General features: G+C 57.2%; 17 protein-coding genes. 9 read left to right on the top strand and 8 right to left on the bottom strand.

Features of this window, described 5'->3' with window-relative positions:
* The first annotated feature begins 79 nt into the window (after nucleotides 1-79).
* On the top strand, nucleotides 80-895 hold the full coding sequence (locus QS713_RS05665; protein WP_313273193.1) for a spermidine synthase: 816 nt from the start codon (nucleotides 80-82) through the stop codon (nucleotides 893-895).
* Nucleotides 896-917: 22 nt separating this feature from the next.
* Here the strand turns inward: QS713_RS05665 and QS713_RS05660 are convergent, their stop codons facing one another.
* Complete coding sequence (locus QS713_RS05660; RefSeq protein ID WP_313273192.1) at nucleotides 918-1,934, bottom strand: PAC2 family protein; 1,017 nt, start codon at nucleotides 1,932-1,934, stop codon at nucleotides 918-920.
* A 167-nt stretch (nucleotides 1,935-2,101) separates the two neighbouring features.
* Between QS713_RS05660 and QS713_RS05655 the strand changes: the two genes are divergently transcribed.
* The 3 genes from QS713_RS05655 to QS713_RS05645 all read left to right on the top strand — a co-directional run bounded on the left by QS713_RS05655 (nucleotide 2,102) and on the right by QS713_RS05645 (nucleotide 7,725).
* Nucleotides 2,102-4,303 (top strand): HelD family protein, encoded by a 2,202-nt coding sequence (locus QS713_RS05655; RefSeq protein ID WP_313273191.1) that lies wholly within the window; start codon nucleotides 2,102-2,104, stop codon nucleotides 4,301-4,303.
* Between the two features lie 87 nt (nucleotides 4,304-4,390).
* Complete coding sequence (gene serA / locus QS713_RS05650; RefSeq protein ID WP_313273190.1) at nucleotides 4,391-5,602, top strand: phosphoglycerate dehydrogenase; 1,212 nt, start codon at nucleotides 4,391-4,393, stop codon at nucleotides 5,600-5,602.
* A gap of 119 nt (nucleotides 5,603-5,721) precedes the next feature.
* Nucleotides 5,722-7,725, top strand: a complete 2,004-nt coding sequence (locus tag QS713_RS05645; protein WP_313273188.1) for an AMP-binding protein — start codon at nucleotides 5,722-5,724, stop codon at nucleotides 7,723-7,725.
* 156 nt (nucleotides 7,726-7,881) lie between these two features.
* On the opposite strand, the gene nrdR is transcribed toward QS713_RS05645, so the two are convergent.
* Both nrdR and QS713_RS05635 read right to left on the bottom strand, forming a co-directional pair.
* Nucleotides 7,882-8,355 carry a transcriptional regulator NrdR gene (gene nrdR / locus QS713_RS05640; RefSeq protein ID WP_313273186.1) on the bottom strand — a complete coding sequence of 158 codons (474 nt, stop codon included), beginning with the start codon at nucleotides 8,353-8,355 and terminating at the stop codon, nucleotides 7,882-7,884.
* Nucleotides 8,356-8,428: 73 nt separating this feature from the next.
* Nucleotides 8,429-8,953, bottom strand: coding sequence for a LysM peptidoglycan-binding domain-containing protein (locus QS713_RS05635; RefSeq protein WP_313273185.1), 525 nt, complete (start codon nucleotides 8,951-8,953; stop codon nucleotides 8,429-8,431).
* 190 nt (nucleotides 8,954-9,143) lie between these two features.
* Between QS713_RS05635 and lexA the strand changes: the two genes are divergently transcribed.
* On the top strand, nucleotides 9,144-9,890 hold the full coding sequence (gene lexA, locus QS713_RS05630; protein WP_313273184.1) for a transcriptional repressor LexA: 747 nt from the start codon (nucleotides 9,144-9,146) through the stop codon (nucleotides 9,888-9,890).
* Between the two features lie 410 nt (nucleotides 9,891-10,300).
* Here the strand turns inward: lexA and QS713_RS05625 are convergent, their stop codons facing one another.
* The 5 genes from QS713_RS05625 to QS713_RS05605 all read right to left on the bottom strand — a co-directional run bounded on the left by QS713_RS05625 (nucleotide 10,301) and on the right by QS713_RS05605 (nucleotide 16,847).
* Nucleotides 10,301-11,224, bottom strand: a complete 924-nt coding sequence (locus QS713_RS05625) for a carbohydrate ABC transporter permease (protein WP_313273789.1) — start codon at nucleotides 11,222-11,224, stop codon at nucleotides 10,301-10,303.
* A gap of 8 nt (nucleotides 11,225-11,232) precedes the next feature.
* Nucleotides 11,233-12,219: a carbohydrate ABC transporter permease gene (locus QS713_RS05620; RefSeq protein ID WP_313273182.1), complete on the bottom strand. Its 987-nt coding sequence runs from the start codon at nucleotides 12,217-12,219 to the stop codon at nucleotides 11,233-11,235.
* 87 nt (nucleotides 12,220-12,306) lie between these two features.
* A complete protein-coding gene (locus tag QS713_RS05615) occupies nucleotides 12,307-13,629 on the bottom strand; it encodes an ABC transporter substrate-binding protein (RefSeq protein ID WP_313273180.1) in 1,323 nt (440 codons plus the stop codon).
* 123 nt (nucleotides 13,630-13,752) lie between these two features.
* A complete protein-coding gene (gene gnpA, locus QS713_RS05610; RefSeq protein WP_313273178.1) occupies nucleotides 13,753-16,002 on the bottom strand; it encodes a 1,3-beta-galactosyl-N-acetylhexosamine phosphorylase in 2,250 nt (749 codons plus the stop codon).
* 53 nt (nucleotides 16,003-16,055) lie between these two features.
* Nucleotides 16,056-16,847 (bottom strand): DeoR/GlpR family DNA-binding transcription regulator, encoded by a 792-nt coding sequence (locus tag QS713_RS05605; protein ID WP_102215888.1) that lies wholly within the window; start codon nucleotides 16,845-16,847, stop codon nucleotides 16,056-16,058.
* Between the two features lie 188 nt (nucleotides 16,848-17,035).
* Between QS713_RS05605 and QS713_RS05600 the strand changes: the two genes are divergently transcribed.
* The 4 genes from QS713_RS05600 to QS713_RS05585 are packed head-to-tail and all read left to right on the top strand — an operon-like array spanning nucleotide 17,036 to nucleotide 20,688.
* A complete protein-coding gene (locus QS713_RS05600; RefSeq protein ID WP_313273175.1) occupies nucleotides 17,036-17,917 on the top strand; it encodes an SIS domain-containing protein in 882 nt (293 codons plus the stop codon).
* On the top strand, nucleotides 17,917-18,873 hold the full coding sequence (locus tag QS713_RS05595; protein ID WP_313273172.1) for an ROK family protein: 957 nt from the start codon (nucleotides 17,917-17,919) through the stop codon (nucleotides 18,871-18,873). The genes QS713_RS05600 and QS713_RS05595 overlap by 1 nt, the downstream gene beginning before the upstream one ends.
* A 10-nt stretch (nucleotides 18,874-18,883) precedes the next feature.
* Nucleotides 18,884-19,816, top strand: coding sequence for a 1-phosphofructokinase family hexose kinase (locus tag QS713_RS05590; protein WP_313273169.1), 933 nt, complete (start codon nucleotides 18,884-18,886; stop codon nucleotides 19,814-19,816).
* A 32-nt stretch (nucleotides 19,817-19,848) separates the two neighbouring features.
* Nucleotides 19,849-20,688, top strand: a complete 840-nt coding sequence (locus QS713_RS05585; RefSeq protein WP_313273166.1) for a class II fructose-bisphosphate aldolase — start codon at nucleotides 19,849-19,851, stop codon at nucleotides 20,686-20,688.
* Nucleotides 20,689-20,694 lie beyond the last annotated feature (6 nt).

Genomic DNA, 20,694 nt, shown 5'->3' with positions numbered 1-20,694 from the left:
TGACCCAACACTTTTCCTACCATCCGTGACCCAACTGTCTCATTTGGATTTAGTCTGCGGGGCACGTAGCGTCTTAATCATGGCTCGACCTACACATAACCACCAGCCACTAGAAGACGGCCTGCGCGTATCCATCGGCACTTCCACGTTAGAACTGCGGGTGGACAACCAGCTGGCAACCGTCTTTATTGATGGCGCTGAATCCTCTTGTATTAACCTATCGGATCCAACCGCCCTCGAGTTCGAATACATGCAGCAAATGACCGCCGCCATGAGCGTGCTTTTCCCCTCCGGCCCGGTCCGAGCCCTACATCTAGGTGCCGCAGCCTGCTGCCTCCCGCTTGCCTGGCACCATTTACGCCCCGGTTCACAGCAAGTGGCCGTGGAAATAAACGCCGACCTTGCGCGCGTGGTGCGGAACCTATTCGACCTGCCCCGCAGCCCCCACTTGAAAATCCGGGTTGCGGATGCGCGTGAGGCTTTAAACCAGTATGCGCCAGGTCGTTTCGACGTGATTGTGCGCGACGTATTCGCCGACGCGCACACGCCCCAGAACCTGCGCTCAAAACAATTTTTTGAAACCGCGCACCGCGTCTTGTCCCCCACCGGGGTTCTGCTGGTGAACGCCGCCCACGGTAAAGGAGTGGACGCGCGCACAGACGTGGCCGGCGCACTCGCAACCTTCGAACACGTAGCGATCTGTGCGGAAAGCAAAGTCCTCTCCGGCGGTCGGCGCGGCAACGTGTGCATTATCGCGCTCAACGAACCCCCAGCAGACTACTTTCAGCTATTACAACGTGAACTACGCAAGCTTGCGTTCACTCCCCGGTTCCTCCCCACCTCTAAAGCGAAACGTTGGGTGGGTACCAGCCAACCCGTTACCGACATTGGATAGGCAAGCAGTAGGTACAGCTGCCCTACTCGTCCGCATCCTCCTGGGGGGAATGCTCCGTTTTTCCAGGCGCCCGGTGGCGCGGACGCGGCTGTGTAGACTCCTGCGACTGCGGTGAACGCTCCACCGATATCCCCTCACTGCGGGCCAAAAACGCCTCAATTGTCTGCGCCAACGCATCCGCATCCATCCGCTCAGCCTTACGCCCCTCACCCGGCACATAAGGCAACTGAGGTTTAGCCGCAGGATCGGGCTGCACAGTTTCGTCAAACTGCTCCTCCAGCATATGGATAAAACCCGTTACTTCCTCATTTTCATCAATCAAATGAGCCAACTGAGCCCCCACAAACTGGTTCCCCGCCTCAATATTGCCCGTCGGAAGAGACAAACCCAACTTCTCCCCCATGCGGTCAAGTAGCGCGAGCGAAGCCTGCGGATAATCCATCCGCGCCACGTAGTACGGAACCGCTGCCAAAAAATTAAGCGACTGCGTCCCCTGCTCACGCAGCACGTGCTGCAAAAACGTGTTCACAGACGAACTCACCTGAATCTGCCCTTCCATCGAAGGCTGATCGGCCACCAACGACGGGTCGGTGGACTGCAAATGCACGACGGTAGGGCGTGTATGCGGCACGCCCGCCGGCATCCCCATCAAAGACACCGCTAACTCGACCCCAGCCTCATGCGCAAAATCTGCAACGGCGGCTCCGAAACGCTGCCACTTCATATCCGGCTCCGGGCCATGCAGCACAAGAATCGGCGTGCCCTGATCGTCCTGCACTAAATCAACCGCTATCTCCGGCACTTCCATGTCTAACAACGACCAGTTTTCAAGTGTCGCCGAAGGACGGTGGGACCGGTAATCAATCAAAAGATCCGTGTCGAACTCCGCAACCCGCTGCGACGGCAGTGAAGCAAGCAGCTGGTCCACAGCCATCCCCCCAGCGTTCCCCGCGTCCGTGGCTCCACTCAGGTGGACGAGCATAACGGGAGCTTGAAAACTCGTATTACGACGGACTTCTATGAGGTCCTTAGGATTCATGCTCCTCCTTCTTTCCACGGCAAATTAGACTATATCCAAAGCCTAGCAACATTGGCAGGAGCGGCGCGCAGACCACGCTTTGGGTGAACAGTTCTGCCCCCGTAGGAAAGCAAACGCGAAAGAAGGCATAATAGATAGTCGGTTTTCAACTGGGCGCGGAGGACACATTGGCTAACACACCGTTGACGTATCAACAAGACCTCGAGGGCGAACAAGCGTTCGTGAACCGGGCGTACAGCGTGCTCGATGCGCTCCGGGCCCGCTACCGCGCCCGTCAACGTCGCGTCCAAGGCTCCCGCCTGGGCGCTAACCCGCAGGCATACACGGAAAGAGACGCCCTCTCGGCCCACTGGGGAGACGAAGCTGCGCGGTTAGAATCAATCGGAGAACGCCTAGTGTTTGGCCGCCTGGACATGACCGACGGGGCCCGCAACTACATTGGCCGCGCCGGACTGCGTGACGACGAAGGTAACCAGGTTCTCATGGACTGGCGCGCCCCCGCCGCCCGCCCCTTCTACCAAGCCACCGCCGCGCACCCTCTCGAGGTGGTGCGGCGCCGCCACATCCAAACCCAAGGCCGCACAGTCGTTGCCCTAGAGGACGAATCCTTAGACACCCCCACGGACTCCGACCTGACCTTCCAAGGTGAAGGGGCCCTCATGCGGGCACTCTCACAAGCCCGTGACGGCCACATGTCCGACATTGTTTCCACCATCCAAGCGGAGCAAGACGAAATCATTCGCCGCCCCGCAGACGGACTACTCGTAATCCAAGGGGGGCCCGGAACAGGGAAAACCGCGGTGGTGCTGCACCGGGCTGCGTACCTGCTGTACGCGCACCGCGCCCGGTTGGAAAGCTCGGGCGTGCTCATAGTTGGCCCCTCCCCAATTTTCTTGCGTTACATCGACCAAGTATTGCCCTCCCTTGGGGAAACCGGAGTGGTCTCCACGACCCTCAGCCAACTCGTCCCCGGCTACAAAGCTGCCGGACGCGACCGAGAAGAAGTGGCGCGCATCAAAGGCGACACCTACTGGATTGAGGTTGTGAAAAACGCGGTGCGTTCACTTGAACGCGTCCCCGCAGACACGCCCCTAGCGATTGCGGGCTACAACGTTGTGTTGCGATCGGCGGACGTGGCGGCGGCGCGGTCGCGGGCGCGGCGCAGTGGCCGGCCGCATAACGAGGCGTGGGAATCGTTCGCGTACGAACTCATGGAAAACCTCGCTCGGCAAATGGATGCGCAAGTGAGTGCACACTCGGATTTGGAGTGGTATTACGATTACATCCGCGGCTCAAAAGCTGCGCAGCGGGCCATTAACCTGGCCTGGCTGCCGATGAGTGCGTTGAAACTGTTGGAGCGCTTGTTTTCTTCTCCGCAGTTCTTGGCGCAGTGCGCGCCGCGGTTCAGTGCTGAGCAAGTCGAATCGCTAATGCGCCCGCGTGGCAGTGCCCTCACTGAAAGCGACATTCCCATCCTCGATGAACTCGAAGAACAGTTGGGTGACTTGCCCACTGCTTCGGCAGCTGCTAAGCAGCGGGAGCAGGAACGGCGTCGCGCGGTCGCGGATGCGGCGCAGGCGATTGAAGCAATGGGGCTCGGTGGCGGCATGGTTTCTGCCCAGACCCTGGCGGACCGCTCTACGGAACCGGATGCGGATCAGCCGCTAGTTCAGCGTGCATCGCGGGACCGTTCGTGGGCGTACGGACACATTATTGTGGATGAGGCCCAGGAGCTTTCACCCATGGCGTGGCATATTCTGCTGCGCCGCTGCCCATCGCGTTCGTTTACAGTTACGGGTGATTTGGACCAGTCTTCGTACACGCGGGCCACGCAGTGGTCGGACCTGCTGGGCCCGGCGATGCGGGCTTACGCTGGTTCCGCTGTGCTCACGGTTTCTTACCGCACGCCCGCACAGATTTTAGACCGGGCACAAGCCGTCATGGAAGAGTTGGGCTTCCCCCTGTCTTCCCCCCTGGTTGCCGCCAGAGACCTGGAGGACGCGTATGTTTTAACGCATTTGCCTGAGGGCGCGCACTGGAAAGACGAGTTGCGCCTCGCGCTCGAGGAAGAACTCGAGGTGTTGGACTCCCTCGTGGGCACTGACCGCGGGCGCCTGGCAGTTATTTTGGACCCGGAGCGTCACCGGGACTTCACCCAGGTTATTCACGACGGTGCGCCCCTGGACCCGCGGGTGGTGGTCCTCACGCCCACCGCTGCTAAAGGCCTGGAGTTCGACACCGTCCTCATCGTGGAACCGGGTGAGATTGCGAAACAAAGTGCCGGGGACCTCTACGTCGCCATGACGCGCCCAACCCAACGCCTGCGCGTGGTGGCGCAGCACCCGATTCCACGCGCACTCAGCGTTTAAGGCCAAAAGAGCTTGCTGGCCTGCAAGAGGGGGCGGTTCGTTTCAGCGGGAGAATAATTATTTCTTGAAACATGCGACGATACTAATATGAGTATTCGAGCGTTACTGGTAGAAAATCCCCATTCGAAAGCGGACAATATTTTCGAAGACAATGGAATCGAGGTTGTTCGCCACACGGGGGCAATGGACGAATCCGAGCTGAAAGAAGCGCTGCACGGTTTTCAGATCCTCGGGTTGCGTTCGAAAACCACGGTAAGTAAGCAGGTGCTGGACGCGAATCCGCAGCTGCTGGCAATAGGCGCGTTCTGTATTGGGACGAATCAGATCGATCTTGCTGCCGCTTCAAACGCGGGGGTGGCGGTCTTCAATGCGCCCTATTCGAACACCCGCTCCGTGGTGGAACTAGCGATCGCAGAAATCATTGCATTAAACCGGCGTTTAACCGTTAAAAACTCGAACCTGCACCGCGGGCTGTGGGCTAAGAGTGCGGCCGGTTCCCATGAGGTCCGCGGTAAAACTCTCGGAATCGTAGGATACGGAAATATTGGGACTCAACTGTCCGTTCTTGCGGAATCCCTGGGGATGGAAGTGATCTTCTACGATATTGCTGAACGCTTAGCATTAGGGAACGCGCGGCCAGTGGGCTCACTGGCGCAGCTACTGCAAGAGTCCGACTTTGTTTCCATCCACGTGTCTGGCAGGCCGCAAAACACCTCGATGTTCACTGCAGCGGAGTTTCAACAGATGAAGCCCGGAGCCATGTTCATCAACCTCTCACGCGGGTTCGTAACTGACATTGACGCCCTCGTAGACGCTTTAGAATCCGGCCGTTTAGCAGGCGCTGCGGTTGACGTATTCCCACAGGAACCAAAGAAAAACGGGGACCCGTTTGAATCCCCTCTGGCAGGTATGGACAACGTGATCCTCACGCCCCACGTCGGTGGGTCAACTGAGGAAGCTCAGTTCGACATCGGTCAGTTTGTCGCCCACAAGGTCAGTGACTACATTCAAACCGCGTCCACGGACATGTCAGTAAACCTACCTAACCTGACGTTGCTGCCAGCGAGTGCTTCACGCTACCGCGTGGGTCTGATACACCGCAACACCCCCGGTGTGTTGGCCTTGATCAACCAGACGTTCGCTGAACATGGTGCAAATATTGACGGGCAGATTTTAGGAACCTCAGGTGGAATCGGATACGCATTAACCGACATTTCGTCAGAGCTTCCTGCGGAAGCGATAACTGCTATCGACTCTTTGCAAGAGAACATACGTCTGCGCATTCTAGCCCGGCCTTAATACCCCACTTTGTTGCGCTCGCCGCTGTTTTTGTAGGTCACCGGATTTGCACTTGAGCGCCACACGGAGACAAACTTACGGTAACGTTACTTACGCAAGCGTAAGTTAGGAGTTTTGTTGTGACGCTTACCGATCGGCTTCGGGAATCTTATGCGGACGGGGTTCCGTTTAAAGTTCAGGAGGAGAAACGCACTCTTGCCCAGGTACTACTGGACGTGAGCGAACGGTACCCCAACCGGGTGGCAACAGACTTTTTAGGGGCGCAACTAACTTACGCGCAGTTAGTTAACCAGGTGCGTCTTGGAGCCGCGGCGCTGCACCGGGCTGGTGTCAAACCTGGGGACCGCGTGTCCATTACACTGCCGAACTGCACCCAACACGTGGTGGCGTTGTATTCGATCTTCATGCTGGGCGCGATCGCGGTGGAAACGAATCCGCTGGCACCTAAATCGGAGTTGACCGCGGAACTGGACCGCGCGGGCTGCAAAGTCATTATCTGCTGGGAGAACTCGCTATCCTCGATTGACGTGGCTAAACTACGCCCGCGCGCCGTGTTCACGGTGGATCTGACGAAGGCACTTCCGTTTATGTCACGCCTGCTTATTAATCTGCCGGTAGCGCCGGCGCGGGCGCGTAAAGCGCAGATGAGTACGCCCCCACCCAGCTGGGCGCGAGACTGGGACAAGGCTTTGGCGCGGGTTGCTCCGTGGCCGAACAATCCTGTCGGATCCGCAGAAGACATTGCCGTGCTCTTGCACACCGGGGGGACAACGGGCGTGCCTAAGGCCGTGAAGTTGACGCACCACTCCGTGGGTACTAACGCGGCCCAGTCCCAAGCTTGGGTCCCTAACTTACACGAGGGCGCGGAAGTTATGTTCGCGGTACTACCGTTTTTCCACGCGTTCGGCTTGAGCGTTAACCTCTGCGCTGGGATCCGCATTGGGGCAACTAACGTACTGTTCCCAAAGTTCGATGTGGATATTGTTCTGGAGGCGCAAAAGCGTTTGCCGTGCACGTTCTTCCCCGGTGTGGCTCCTATGTTTGACCGCCTGGCGAAAGGCGTGGAGGGCAAGGACGTGGACCTGAAGAGCATTAAGTACGCCGTTTCGGGGGCGATGCCTTTGGATCCGCAGATCGCACGGCGGTGGGAGGATGCCACCGGCGGTTACCTTATTGAGGGCTACGGGATGACGGAAGCGTCGCCAATTATTCTTGGCTCTCCCCTATCTGCGGATCGGCGTCCGTCTACTTTGGGGATCCCGTTTCCGTCCACTGAAGTTCGGATTGTGGACCCGGAAAATCCGGATCGGGACGTGGCCGACGGTGAAGTGGGTGAGTTGCTGGCACGGGGCCCACAGGTTTTTGCTGGTTATTGGGATAATCCGCAGGAAACTGCTGAGGCGTTCCACGATGGGTGGCTGCGCACCGGTGATTTAGCGCAGGTAGTTGATGGGTTCGTGAAGATGGCTGACCGCCGTAAGGAACTCATTATTTCGGGTGGTTTTAATATTTACCCATCCCAAGTTGAGGACGCGGTGCGCACCATGCCTGGGATTGAGGATGTCGCCGTCGTGGGGTTGGAAGGTAGTACCCGCGGTGAGGACGTGGTGGCCGCATTAATTCTGGAGCCCGGTGCCACGGTGTCGCTTGATGATGTGCGTCGGTGGGCGGAGAAGTCTATTGCTCACTATGCGTTACCGCGTCAGATTGTGCTTCTTTCGGAGTTGCCGCGGTCGCAGATTGGTAAGGTTATGCGCCGCCGCGTCAAGGAGTATTTAGTTGAGGCCGGGGATTCCATGAAGGAGTCGACGTTGGATTTGCGTGAGCGGATTGCGCGTTCTTCTGATGAGGTGCGCGAGAAGCTTTCTGCAGGTTCGGAAGTGGCGTTGAATCAGTTGCGCGATTTTGCTGGTCAGCTGTCGGATCAGGTTGAGGATGCTGCGGACGCGGTGTTGGATTCTATTCGCGATTACCGCCCGCAATCTCCGGGTGCCCCTAAGGCTTCGCACGAGCACGGTTTTGTTGCTGATGGTGGGCCTGCGGGCAGTGAGCGCTCTGACGCCGCGGGTGGTGACGGCTCTGCCGCCGCGGGCGATGACGGATCTGACGCAAAGAGAATATAGACACTATGGGTGATTAACAGCTAAACGCATAAGGTAGATAAGAGCTCCGAGTGCGGGCGTATGTTGAAAGCCTGCGTAAACCCTAGCCGCACGCGTTTATCTGCACGAGCTATCTGAGCAAGCTTGACTTAGGCTGCGTGGGGCGGTGTTTTGCTGCTAGCGGCCGCGTTCTTCACGGTTTTCGCGCAGCGCAGTGATTGCTTGTTCGAAGTCTGAGAGGGATTGGAAGTTCGAGTACACGGATGCGAACCGCAGGTAAGCGACCTCGTCTAGTTCTTTGAGGTACGGCAGGATGGCTCGCCCCACCTCGTCGGCGGATACGGTGCTTTGTCCGGTTGTGCGCAGTGATTCTTCTACTTGCTGCGCTAGTTTAGCTAGTTCCCGTTCGTTAACTGGGCGCCCTTGGCAGGCTTTCGCCACTCCTGAGATGATTTTTTCGCGTGAAAATGGTTCCACCACACCTGAGCGTTTTGTTACGGAGAAGTTCGAGGTTTCTTGAGTGGTGAACCGGCGGCCGCACGCGGTGCATTCGCGTCTGCGTCGGATGGCTAGCCCATCTTCTGACAGGCGAGTGTCGACTACGCGCGAATCCTCATGGTGACAAAACGGGCAATGCAAATGGGCCTCCACTACGTGTGCTTTAAATACATCACTAAGTTTATCTGCATAGCCCAAGTTTCGTAACATTTTATTGCTCCGCAGGCTAGTATTTCGGTACTTGAAGCACTTGCCCCGGTTGTACCACGTCGTTGTTCAACCCGTTCAACTTGCGAATATCATTAACGATCTCGGTGGTTTTATGGTTTGAATCCCCCAGTGACTGCGCTATTGCCCATAGGGATTCCCCGTTTTGCACCGCGTAGCTGACGGAGGCTTCTAACGACGGCTCATCTTGCATTAACGTGCCCAATACCATGCCCAGTGCGCCGATTAATGTCACTACAAGTAGTGAGCGCGTGGTTCGCAAAAATGCTTTCCACCACGCAGTGATGGTTTCCGCCGAAAAGCTGCCCTCCTTGGGGGCGAGAGACAACTTCCCGACGGAAGTCTGAGGGGGCCGGTCCGGCACCACGTACAAGTGGGGCCGGGGCGAGACACCCGCTTGCCGCACGCTTCCGATTGAAGCTGGATTCAGTAACTCTTTCGCGCGCTGATTTACACGGATTCGGGTTCTTTCGTGCTCGCTGCCGGCACTTGGAATCTGCGGGCTTATCTGCAGGGCGCTCATAACTCCACCTTTCGAACGTGTGTTCGTCGAACACTTGTACGATACACCGATCGGGAAGGTTTGTCGAGACACTTTCGAACATATGTTCCATTTTGTTATATTTGTGCGTAAGCTAGGTAATAGCCAAATGAGGTCGCGGGCATATGCGTGGGCTTTTCCCGCAGAGCATTAACGAGTAAGAGAGCTATGCATGAGTAAGAGAACTAAGGAAGGTGCGGTCGAGCTGGACACGGCTGGGCCTGAGCACAGCAGGCGCGTTGCACGCGCAAGCTTGACAGCGCGGCAAGAAGAGATTTTGGCGTGTATCCGCACGGCGATCACTGAGCAGGGATTCCCACCTTCGGTGAGAGAAATTTGTTCTGCAGTCGGCCTGTCCTCCCCTTCTTCTGTGAAGCATCAACTCGATGGGCTGGAAGATAAGGGATTTATTCGGCGTTTCCCCGGCCGGCCTCGCGCAATGGAACTGGTGGAAGAAGACGCCGCAGCTGCTCCCACCGAGGAGGCTTCAACGGCGACGCATCCACTCGTGCTCCCCGTGTCGGTTGACACAGAAGCGACAGAACCCACCGCTACCGCCCCACTCGTCGGACGGATTGCGGCTGGCTCCCCCATCACCGCCGAGCAGTCAGTGGAGGACACCTATACACTTCCACAGCGCTTCACAGGAGGCGGTCAACTCTTCATGTTGGAAGTTTCTGGGGAATCAATGGTTGACGCCGCGATTTGCGACGGCGACTACGTGGTTGTACGCGCCCAACCGAACGCAGAGGACGGGCAGATTGTGGCTGCGATGATAGACGGGGAAGCGACCGTAAAAGTTCTGTCGCACGCCGATGGGCACGTGTGGTTACTACCGAGAAACGAAAATTTCGCACCAATTCTAGGTGATGAAGCTACTATTCTCGGAAAAGTTGTGACTGTTATTCGCGCACTCTAACCCGTTTTACACCAGGCCCGTACCCGCTTCACACAGGTTTATTCTCGCAGGATTATGCCGAACCCCTGAAGTTTGAACGTTGTTAAACCGCACCGCTTTTTGAACCAGTGAAATGCGAACCTGAGGTTCTTAAGTTCAGCATACAGTTAAGGGTCCCGCACGGTAGCAGATGCGCACAAATACACAGCTAAGAAATATACAGTTAGGGGCGTCAGGTGAATCAACTCACCCGACGCCCCTAGCGATCTGTAGTTCTTAACTCATTAAGCACTGCCGCACCAGCTACGGTAGCAAGCCCGCTCCTAGCGACAAGCTTGCTTCAAGCAACAAGCCAGCTCCTAGCGACAAGCTTGCTTCAAGCGTCAAGCCCGCGTCGAGCGGCAAAACAGTGCCAAGCATCAAACCCGCGGCTACTGTTTAACCGATCCGGCTGCCAGCCCGGCCTGCCAGTACTTTTGCAATCCGAGGAAGATAACGATCAACGGTAAGACACCAAACAGAGCACCCATCATTACCGCTCCCTTCTCTGGGTTAAAGTAACTCATCATGCCGTACAGCCCAAGTGTTACCGGTTGAATCTCGGCGCTGGAAACCATCATCAATGGCAGCAAGAAGTTATTCCACGTGGCAACAAAGATGAACAAGAAGATCGTCACCATCGCGGGCGCCAACAGCCTCAAGACAATAGTGAAGAAGATCCGCGCTTCACTGGCCCCATCAATCCGCGCAGCCTCAATCAACTCCGTAGGCACTGAGCTTTGCGCATAAACCCGTCCCAAGAAAACACCAAACGGCGAGATACAAGACGGAATGATGATCGACGCCATCGTGTTTGTAAGCCCAATCCCGTGGAACACGATGTACATCGGAATCGTCAGCAACGCAACTGGCATCAGCAGACCACTCATGATCATCCCGAGGATGAAGTTGCGGCCCCGGTACTTGAACTTAGCCAGCGAGTACCCTGCCATAACCGAGAGCAACGTACCGATTACGCCCGCTGCCGTGGAGTAGAACAGTGAGTTCGCAATCCACCGCCAGAACAGTCCTTGCGTCCACCCCATGAGGCGCGCGTAGTTAGCGGCGATTGCCCCTGGCAATTCACTCAGGTTAGAAGCGAACCAGATGCCGTTAGTAGAAACCAGTTCTAGGTTCGACTTCGTGGCCGCCACTATCACCCAGTAAATGGGGAACAAGAAGTAGATTAGCACCACGGTGAGTACTACGGCCGTGATCACTTTCGTAACCTTCTTCGGCCGCAGTGATGGAGGCGGCTCATCCACCACGTGGTCCGTCTTCTTCCACCGTGCTTTCCCAAACAATGTCTTCGTCATCTGCTTCATCACTTGGCTACTTTCTCTGACGCCACCGCGTAAACCACCGCGAGCACCCCCGCGATCGCGGCCATCACAATAGAAATAGCGGATGCCGGCCCATCCCCCGACGGGCTGATCGTCCCCATCATCGTGTTGTACGCCATCATCATCGGCGTGTAGTCCTTACCCATCCACGTTTGCGACGCCGCCAACACGGTAGGTTCGTTAAACAGCTGAATAGTCCCAACGATCGACAGCAGCACCGCCAGCAGTGCAGCACCGCGCACCATCGGGATCTTAATCCGCGTAACAATCTGCCAACCGCTTGCCCCGTCAATGCGGGCTGCCTCAGACAAATCTTTTGGAATCGCCTGCAATGCCGCTAAGAAAATAAGCATGTTATAACCCGTGTAAGTCCACGTGGTCATATTTGCCATAGAAGCCAAAATAATATTCTGATTGAGGAAATCAACGTTCAAACCTAAAGCGGCAAGACCCTTAACGATTGGAGAAAGCTCTGGCGAATACAGGTACAGCCAAATCATTGCAGCTACGATCCCCGGAATCGCAAACGGAAGGAAGTAGCCAAGGCGGTAAATAGTAACGTGTCGAACCAGGAAGGAATCCAACGCTAACGCTAACGCGAGTGCCGCGATAATCATGACGGGCACTTGGAAACACGTGTAAATGAAAACCCGCAAGATTCCCCGCCAGAACTGTGGGCTCGTCACCACGTACTCGTAGTTCATTAAACCAACGAACTGTTGGACGGACTCACCCGTGCCATACAGGTCACCGCCTTCAGTTACCGTGCGGAAGAAACTGATATAGATCGAAACGGCAATTGGAATCAGGAAAACTAGCACGAACCCGATAGCGAATGGAGCTACGAACGCCAGACCTACTCGTGCGTCTCTTTTACTGGGCCGATGCTTACGTTTATTCTTTTTCTGCTGTGCTGTAGATACGGATGATCGGCGCGCACGCGTACCTACCGATGCGGACGTAGTCATGTGCAATCCTCTTCGCGTCATTGCGTTACATGGGCGGTTCAGTGGCGGGGGAGGATGAGCTCCCCCACCACTGTTTTACGTGTCGAACTATTCAGCAACCGGTAGCTGCAAGTTCTTGAGCGCCTTCACAGACGCATCCTGAGCTGCAGTGAAGATATCGGCTACCTTCTTCTCGCCCTTCCCAGCTGCGTCAGCAGCGGTGATCATCTCTGGACCAACCGCGCTGAAACCAGGAATGTAAGCGAAGTCCTTCGACATTACCTCATTAGCCGTCGATAGTATTGCGTACACATCTTGACCACTAAAGAACTTCGACAGCCCCTCGGGGGTCTTCACGTCCCCGGTTGCGGCTACCACCAGGCCCTGAGAAACCAGTGGCTCAATCTGAGTGTTGAACCATGCAGCGAACTCCATCGCTTCCGCAGGGTGATCACAGTTCTTCGTCACGCCAATGCCAGAACCACCATCGGGGCCCGACATTACGCCCTCACCGTAATCCGGTAGTTGCGTAACCATCCAGTTGCCCTCATTGTCAGTACCCTCCATGTCACCGGCTAGCAACGCAGCTTCCCACGCAGCGCCAATGGTACCGATCAGCTTGTTCGACGTCAGTGAGTTCTTGAAGCTGTCATCCCACCGGTTCATCACGAGCACAGACTTGTCATCGAGCATGGACTGCCAGAAGTCAGCTACAGTCTTTGCACCCTCACCAGTTGTGTCAACTTTCCACTTGTCACCATCAACGGAGTACCAGGTGTCGCCCGCAGCAGCCGCCTGGCCAGCGAAGAAGTTCAAGGCCTCATCGGGCTCAAACGCAGCGATGTACTTATCCTGCTCAGCCGCTTTCTTAGCAGCTTCCTTGAACTCATCCAGTGTAGTCGGCACCTCGATGCCGAGCTTCTTGAACTCATCCGCGTTGTAGTAGTACACGAGCGGACCCGTATCCTGTGGCAGGCCAACAACCTTGTCGCCTACCTTCATCATGTTGAACGCGCCTTCAGCGAACTTGTCTTTGTACTTATTCGCTTCTTCAGTGACGTCCTTCAGCAAACCCTTGGTGTACAGTTCCGGAGTTTCACTGTAGCCAACCTGTGCCAAGCAAGGCGCGTTATCGGCCTTAACGTCGGTCTCGAGCTTCTTGATCATCTCGGTTGCTTGGCCCTGCCACTTCTCGGCCTTGACCCGAATGTCCGGGTGCGCGTCGTTCCACTTCTTGACGACGTCATTCACCTTCGTCATGTCGTCACCGTCGGGCAGGCGGTGCATGTAGTTGATCTCAACTTTTTCACCGGATTTAGCCGGCTTGGCTTCATCTCCGCTATTGCCACCACTGCTGCACGCTCCCAGCCCTAGGGCCGCGACTGCCGCCATGGCGATCAATCCGGAGCACGTCCTCATGCTCTTACTCATCTTTACCTCCAGGTAATGGGTGAAAGCCATCTTTGGCTCCCAGCTACCAATCAAAGAATAGCAAACCAATCACGATCAATCAATCTTTGAGCATCATTAATCATCGCGATCAGGGGCTTGCTATCACTCACATTCCAGCCAAACTAGGTCGTCGGCCCCAAGCTGCACCGAAAGCGTCTTCCCCTCACCGTGGATAACCCCCTCTTGCGGCTGATCGGTAATGTTCGAAACAGCGAGCAAGGACACGTTCGGATAGTAGGCAACCTCAATCGCAGGATTGTCACAGGTCCAATCGCGTTCAAAGGCCTCCTCACAGCCACCGGCCCAATACAACGCCCGATGCAGCAACCGCGCATTCGTAACCGAATACGGCAAACCGCTAAAGTACACAGCTCGACCAGCACCGTACTCATGCACCGCGAGAGACACGCCTCCCTCGGGACTATCCAACACCTCAGCTCCACCGCGAGTAGCAAAAACTCCCTCCACAGCGGGCCCCGCATCGAAACGTTCAGTCAGATCACGAGTGACGAAATGATCCGCGGTAACCTGCGTGTACAAGTGGCGTGACAAGCCGAAATCGCGTTCAATATCCAAGCCCAACACGTCATCGAGGGCAAACACGTTCCCGCACGTGCGGGTCTGAGACTCCGGAAGCGCAGACGGCTCCCCCACCCCAATGAATCCGCCGCCACGCGCCACAAACTCGCGCACGCGTGTCAGCAGGTCCGGATCCGCCCAGTACTCACCACCGCTGAACGCCGTGCCCGCAGACCCCGCGTTAATAATCACGTCCAAGTCCTGCAACGCCCCGGCCTTCACCTCGTCGAAAGAAACGAAACGCACGTCAAACGGCAAACCTGCCAGCGCCTCAATAACCCCCACGTACGCATCTGTGCGCCGATACGGCAGCGCGTGCGCAACCATGTGGGTCTGCCAAGAACGCAAACTCCCCCACGCATTCAACACGCCAACGCGCACGCGCGAAGCCGCCGGAGCGCGCCCACCTGTCTTGTCGTGAAGCTGGCGGAACTGCGTGACAATCCGCTCCACCTCGTCCACGAATTTCGGGTATTTCAGGGCGAGCGAAAGGTATCCGCCGTATCCAATCCGCTCCAGTGGCTTACGGATAATCGCGCGCCGAGCAGCTCGCCAACTAGCGCGCGCCTCCCCCACTGGATCTCCCTCATCGTTAAAAACATCTGGGAAAAAGTACGGAAGCAACCGCCCTTCCCGGTAACGCACCCCGGGAATATCGCTGATCATCCGGCAGGTCGCAGCGTTCCCCACGGAACCAACCACAGCGTCCAAACCGACCTGCTCAAAATCCTCGCTGTACGGCTCAGTCCCAATCCAGTTGTCACCCAGGAACATCATCGCTTCCTTCCCCTGGGCATGCACCATCTTCACCAGCTGCGCAGTTTTTTCCCGCACTCGCTGCCCCGTGAACTCCATCCAATCGCGGTAGTGCGCAGACGGAATGCGGAAAGGCGAGTTGTAAAAACCGGCGTCAACAAAATCCTCCGGGGTTAACGCGTAACCGTACCGCTGTTCAAACGCCTCCAGCGCGGGAATAGACACGCTCGCGGAATAACCGAACCAATCCACGTACCGCTCGCGCGCACGATCATCGAACACGAGCGTGAAGTGGTAGAAGAAAGTGGTGAAACGCACCACGTCCACCTCGGGATGAGCGTCCAACCACTGCGCAAGCGACTCCTTCACGTGTGCCCACACCTGCGGGTATTCGACGTCGTACGTGCGGTCCCGACGCCGCTTCGGGTCCAACGCCCAATCGTTCGTGAGGTAGTTGTACATCTGCGTGGAATCCCAGATTTGCCGCGCCAGGAAGTTCACCGTGTACACGTGGTACCGCTGCGGCTTGTGGATCGTCACAATCGCGGACTTCGACTCCGAATCTTTCGGACCGGGTTTGGCAGCCAACTTCGCTGCGTCCGGGTACTGCACTTCACTGGGGTCGAGCGACCACGCGTCCACAGGCAGAGTTTGCCCTGTTGTGCGGTCAATAACCTGCCAGTATTTCGCCCGGTCACAGTCCAGATCCGGGGCAAATTGCCAGGCAAAGTACCCCTCCATTACGTCTATCTTGAGGGGCTCGCTCGTCTGCGCCGTAACCGGTTCTGACATGAGGTACTGGCACACACGCTGCCCAGGGAGCTTATCGGCCCACTCGTTGTCACCACGGGCCGGGAAGTACGTTGAATAGACCTTGTCTACGAGTTCATGGGCGATTTCTGGTAGTTCCGTCCCATCAGAGTTTCGGACTGCGTCGGGTTGTAACCGCTGCGCGAGTTCGCGAATTTGCTCGTCGATTCCGGTTTCGATCGGTAGGGTAAGACGTCCTTGGCTCATTTTCTCTCCTCTCGCCCGCGGGCGTTTTTTCAGTTCATTGAGGCTCTGGTCACCTAAACGACCGTCACCTTGATTCCACTTTCCTCTAGTTCCCGGCAGCTTTCTGGGTCTGCCCCCCGGTCTGTAATCAACTCGTCTACCGCGTCGAAATCACAGATTTTTGCGAACGCCGACTGATGCATCTTCGTGTGGTCAGCAACCACCACCACGCGTTGCGCGATCTTAACCAGGGCCGCGTTAGTCATCGCCTCCCCCTCATTGTGGGTGTAGAAGGCACGCGCCATAAAGTTGATAGCCGTGACCCCTAAGTAGAGGGTGTCCACCCCGTATTGCGCTAGGGCGTGTTCGGCGAGTGGCCCAATCAGCTCGTAAGAGCGCGACCGCGCCACCCCGCCGGTAACGACAACGCGGATCGAAGGGCGCATGGTGAGGTCGTTGGCAATATTCACGGCGTTAGTCACCACGGTGAGCGGGGTCGCGTCGACCCGTTGGTTATTGCAAAACGTTCGCCCAATCTCGGCGGCAATCGCAGCAGCCGTAGTCCCTCCGTTGAGGGCGATCACTTCTCCGGGTTTAAGCTTTTGCGCAATCGCGCGCGCAATCGCGTGTTTCTCGTCGCCCTCACGCAATTCTCGGTAGCGCAGCGGCACGTCCACTTCCGCCCCGGTTTCGGCTCGTGCCCCTCCTCTGACGCGTTGCAACAGCTGCTGGTTATCTAGTACGTGCAGGTCCCGGCGCACGGTTGCGGGGGAAACCCCCAGTGCGTCCACGAGTTCATCAACCGTGGCAGAACCGCGTTCAACGACCAGGTTCACAATGCGCATTTGACGGTCATGCTGATTCATACCGCCCCCATTTCTCCAATCAAACAATCTGATCGCAATCATTATTACGATTGTTTTCGCTAACTACAACCACAACTCTTGACATCTTCGCCTTCAAAAACAAGTTCACACGCACGTTGTGATTGATTTTGCGTTACACTAATCATAACTAATCGTTCGCAATCATTCGAATAAACGAAGGAGTAACCATGTCACTGACTGTAGACGAGATCATGAGCCAGCCGGATTTGTGGCTGAAACTATCCACGCGCCCCACTGACGCCCTCCCCGACAACGATAAAAAAGTAGCAGTAATCGGCTGCGGAACTTCCTGGTTCATGGCGCAGGCGTACTGCCGCTACCGTCAGCTAAACTGCAACGCAGTCTCTGACGCGTACACGGCCACAGAGTTCCCTGACTTCTACGATTACGACGCGCTAATTCTGCTTTCCCGCTCCGGAACCACCAGCGAGATCGTTGAACTGGCCAAGCACTGTCACGAAAACGACATCCACGCGATCTTGATTACCGCAGTTGCGGGCGGCCCCGCCAGCCCATATGTAGATTCCGAGATCGTATTCGAAGAAGCGGATGAGGAATCGGTTGTCCAAACCCGTTTCGCCACCACCGCTTTGGCATGGCTCCTGTCTTCACTCGACTTCGACGTTAAAGCCGCTGCAGAAGACTGCCGCAAAGCCCTCGAAGCTGAAATCCCCCAGCGGTGGGTAGAAGCGGACCAAATCACGTTCCTCGGCATGGGCTGGACCATCGGGATCGCTAATGAAGCCGCGTTGAAGTGCCGCGAAGCCTCGCAGTCCTGGACCGAAGCTTACTCCGCTATGGAATACCGGCACGGCCCCATCTCGATTGCCCAACCCGGACGCCTCGTGTGGGTGTTTGGTGAGGTCCCCGCTGGCCTCGACAAGCAGGTGGAGCAAACGGGAGCCGAAATGGTTACCTCTGAGTGGAACCCGCTGTCCCACCTGGTTTTGGCTCAGCGCGTAGCCGTTGCTCGTGCGGAAAACCGCGGGTTGAACCCAGACACACCGCGGCACCTGACACGCTCCGTTATCCTCTCGGACGACGAGTAATGACCCAACCCGCACTCGCCATCGACATTGGCGGTACCACCATTAAAGCGGTGGTCGCCACGAACACGGGACGTGTCCTCCAGCGGTGGAGCGCGCGTTCCCCTCACGGTGGCACAGCCGTGCTCGACAGCGTCGTCGAGCTCGTGGGCCGAGCCCGCTCCCAGTGGCAAGCTCGGCCCACGACGAGCCTCTCGGTTCAGAAGCAACCGCTCGCAGACGCTGTTTCCGTTACCTGCCCCGGAATTGTAGACGAAAAAACGGGGGTGGCCGTTTATTCCGCGAACCTGGGGTGGACCGATTTTCCGCTCCGCAGCGCACTGCAAGAGCGGCTAGAGGCCCCCGTACTCTTACACCACGATGTCCGCGCCGGAGGATACGGCGAGTTCCGATACGGCGCTGGAGCTGAAGATAGCTACTACATTGCGGTGGGCACGGGCATAAGCGCCGCCTATATCCGCGCCGGGCAGCTTTACTCGCCGCATCCGTGGTGCGGCGAAATTGGGCAGACCCTAATTCCCGATCCCAACGCCCCATCGGAACTGAAGAAACTGGAGCAAGTCTGTTCCGCGAAAGCCTTTGCGACCAGGCTGCAGGCCATGGAACCGGGCTTGTTGGACGAACACGCGGGAGCGTTCGAAGTGTTCACGCTCGCTAAACAGGGCCACGCTAGTGCCCGCCGGATAGTGGAAAGCGGTTTAGACAGTTTCGCGCAAGCCCTCGCTTCACTCACCTACACGTTGGGCCCAGCCCAGATTGTGATTGGCGGCGGGCTCTCGAAAGAAGGTCCAGATTTGCTTCACGCTCTTGAGAAGCGTTTGGAGGACCTGGTGCACCCCATGGTGAAGCCACCGGTCGCGCTGGCGCAGCTGGGGGCGGATAGTCAGGTTTTAGGTGCGGCCGCTTTGCTTTTCGACACGTATGGCCCCAAGGCTAATACCGATCTTCGTAACGCGTGATCAGGAGGTAATGATGATCTGGACAGTTACGGTTAACCCTGCACTCGATATCACCTACGGGGTGAGTGAACTGCGCCCCGGGCAAGTCCATCGCGTGCACGACGTGCAGGTGCGTCCCGGAGGGAAGGGACTTAACGTTTCGCGCGTGCTCGCGGCCTTAGAGGTGCAGACAACGGCTACGGGATTCATCGGCGGGCACGCCGGTGACCTGTTTGAACAGCTGTTAGGTGAATGCAAAGGCCACTCTTTTATTCACCCCGCGTTTGTGCGCACTAACCACGAGACGCGGCGTTCGGTTGCGATCGTTGCGCAAAACGAAGCGACCGTGCTCAACGAGGCGGGTGCGGGGCTCACCGAGGCAGATTTCGCTTCGCTCACCCGCACGCTATCGGCGGTTGGAAACTCGGATGTTGTGGCCATTTCCGGTTCCTTTCCGCCTGGTAACAGCGACTACCTGCCACATATTGTGAAAACAGTGAAGCAGGCGGGCGGTACCTGTATCGTCGACACGTCTGGCCCAGCACTGCTGGAAGCCGCTAAGGCTGGGGCGGATATCTTGAAGCCTAATCACGAGGAGTTAGCGGACTTAACGGATAGCCACGACCTGCAGCGAGGAATCGACTTTCTGCTCGGTGCCGGTGCCGGTGGCGTGGTTTGTTCGCGCGGTGAGGATGGTTTCGTCGCTCAGATTAATCATGGTGAACGAGTGCGCGTGGCGCCACCCGCAGTTATTGCCGGTAACCCAACTGGCGCTGGAGATGCGTCGGTCGCTGCTCTAGCGCGCGGCGCTGCACGCGATGGGTTAGCCGCGGCGCAAGATGGGACGGTGCTTAGAAAGTGGCTCGTGGACGCCGCTGCTTTAGCTGGTGCCGCGGTTGCCGCTCCCGTGGCCGGTGAGATCGTTATGGATGTTTACGATCGCCTGCTGCACGCACAAGCTTAGGTTTAATAATTTTTGTCGAGAGGAAATGAACAATGGCTTTAGTTAACTGCGTGGATTCTGCCCGCGCTGCAGCCAGCGAAAAGCGCGGCTTAGGGGCATTCAACGTCGTCTTACTAGAACACGCGCACGCGTTCGTGCAGGCTGCGGAGCAAACCGGCCTGCCGGTGGTGCTGCAGCTATCGCAAAACGCGATTAAGTACTACGGCAACCATTTGCGCCCCATTGGTGCCGCGCTGCTGGAACTGGCGAAGAGCACTGACGCGGATGTAGCCGTGCATCTTGATCACGCGGAGGACCTGGATTTGTGCCGCGCCGCAGTGGATATGGGATTTACCTCCATTATGTATGACGGTTCCAAATTGCCCGATGAGGAAAACCGCGCGGCCACCCGCGAAATCGTTGAGTACGCGCACGGCAGCGGCGTTGGGGTTGAAGCCGAGCTCGGTGAGGTAGGCGGTAAGAATGGAGTGCACGACCCCAGTGCCCGCACAGATCCACACGATGCCGCCCAGTTTGTTGCAGACACGGGCGTTGACCTACTTGCCGTAGCCGTGGGGTCTTCACACGCCATGTCGGAACGCACCGCGGTGCTAGATGACGACCTGATTGCCGCAATCAAATCGCAAGTAGATGTTCCCCTAGTGCTCCACGGTTCCAGCGGCGTGCCAGATGCAGGAATGCAGGCAGCGATCGCCGCGGGCATGACGAAGATCAACGTGTCCACACACCTGAACGTCACTTTCACGCAAGTGCTGCGGAACGTGCTGGAGGACAAACCGACTCTCGTTGATCCTCGCAAGTACAACGGCCCAGCGACGGAGGCTGTGGAACAGGAAGTGGAGCGCCTCCTGCGCCTGTACCAAGGTAACTAGTTTCCC

Origin of the sequence: Gleimia hominis (assembly GCF_032085515.1) — a bacterium.
Taxonomy (GTDB): domain Bacteria; phylum Actinomycetota; class Actinomycetes; order Actinomycetales; family Actinomycetaceae; genus Gleimia; species Gleimia hominis.
Note: the sequence above shows the minus strand (reverse complement) of the source record. Positions and strands in the feature narration are given on the sequence as shown.

Coding starts and splice junctions, on each gene's coding strand:
- QS713_RS05615 (WP_313273180.1), bottom strand. CDS start 13,629: ATGAGTAAGAGCATGAGGACGTGCTCCGGATTGATCGCCATGGCGGCA.
- QS713_RS05585 (WP_313273166.1), top strand. CDS start 19,849: ATGGCTTTAGTTAACTGCGTGGATTCTGCCCGCGCTGCAGCCAGCGAA.
- serA (WP_313273190.1), top strand. CDS start 4,391: ATGAGTATTCGAGCGTTACTGGTAGAAAATCCCCATTCGAAAGCGGAC.
- QS713_RS05590 (WP_313273169.1), top strand. CDS start 18,884: ATGATGATCTGGACAGTTACGGTTAACCCTGCACTCGATATCACCTAC.
- QS713_RS05600 (WP_313273175.1), top strand. CDS start 17,036: ATGTCACTGACTGTAGACGAGATCATGAGCCAGCCGGATTTGTGGCTG.
- QS713_RS05620 (WP_313273182.1), bottom strand. CDS start 12,219: ATGACTACGTCCGCATCGGTAGGTACGCGTGCGCGCCGATCATCCGTA.
- QS713_RS05625 (WP_313273789.1), bottom strand. CDS start 11,224: ATGACGAAGACATTGTTTGGGAAAGCACGGTGGAAGAAGACGGACCAC.
- QS713_RS05605 (WP_102215888.1), bottom strand. CDS start 16,847: ATGAATCAGCATGACCGTCAAATGCGCATTGTGAACCTGGTCGTTGAA.
- QS713_RS05665 (WP_313273193.1), top strand. CDS start 80: ATGGCTCGACCTACACATAACCACCAGCCACTAGAAGACGGCCTGCGC.
- QS713_RS05595 (WP_313273172.1), top strand. CDS start 17,917: ATGACCCAACCCGCACTCGCCATCGACATTGGCGGTACCACCATTAAA.
- gnpA (WP_313273178.1), bottom strand. CDS start 16,002: ATGAGCCAAGGACGTCTTACCCTACCGATCGAAACCGGAATCGACGAG.
- lexA (WP_313273184.1), top strand. CDS start 9,144: ATGAGTAAGAGAACTAAGGAAGGTGCGGTCGAGCTGGACACGGCTGGG.
- QS713_RS05660 (WP_313273192.1), bottom strand. CDS start 1,934: ATGAATCCTAAGGACCTCATAGAAGTCCGTCGTAATACGAGTTTTCAA.
- QS713_RS05635 (WP_313273185.1), bottom strand. CDS start 8,953: ATGAGCGCCCTGCAGATAAGCCCGCAGATTCCAAGTGCCGGCAGCGAG.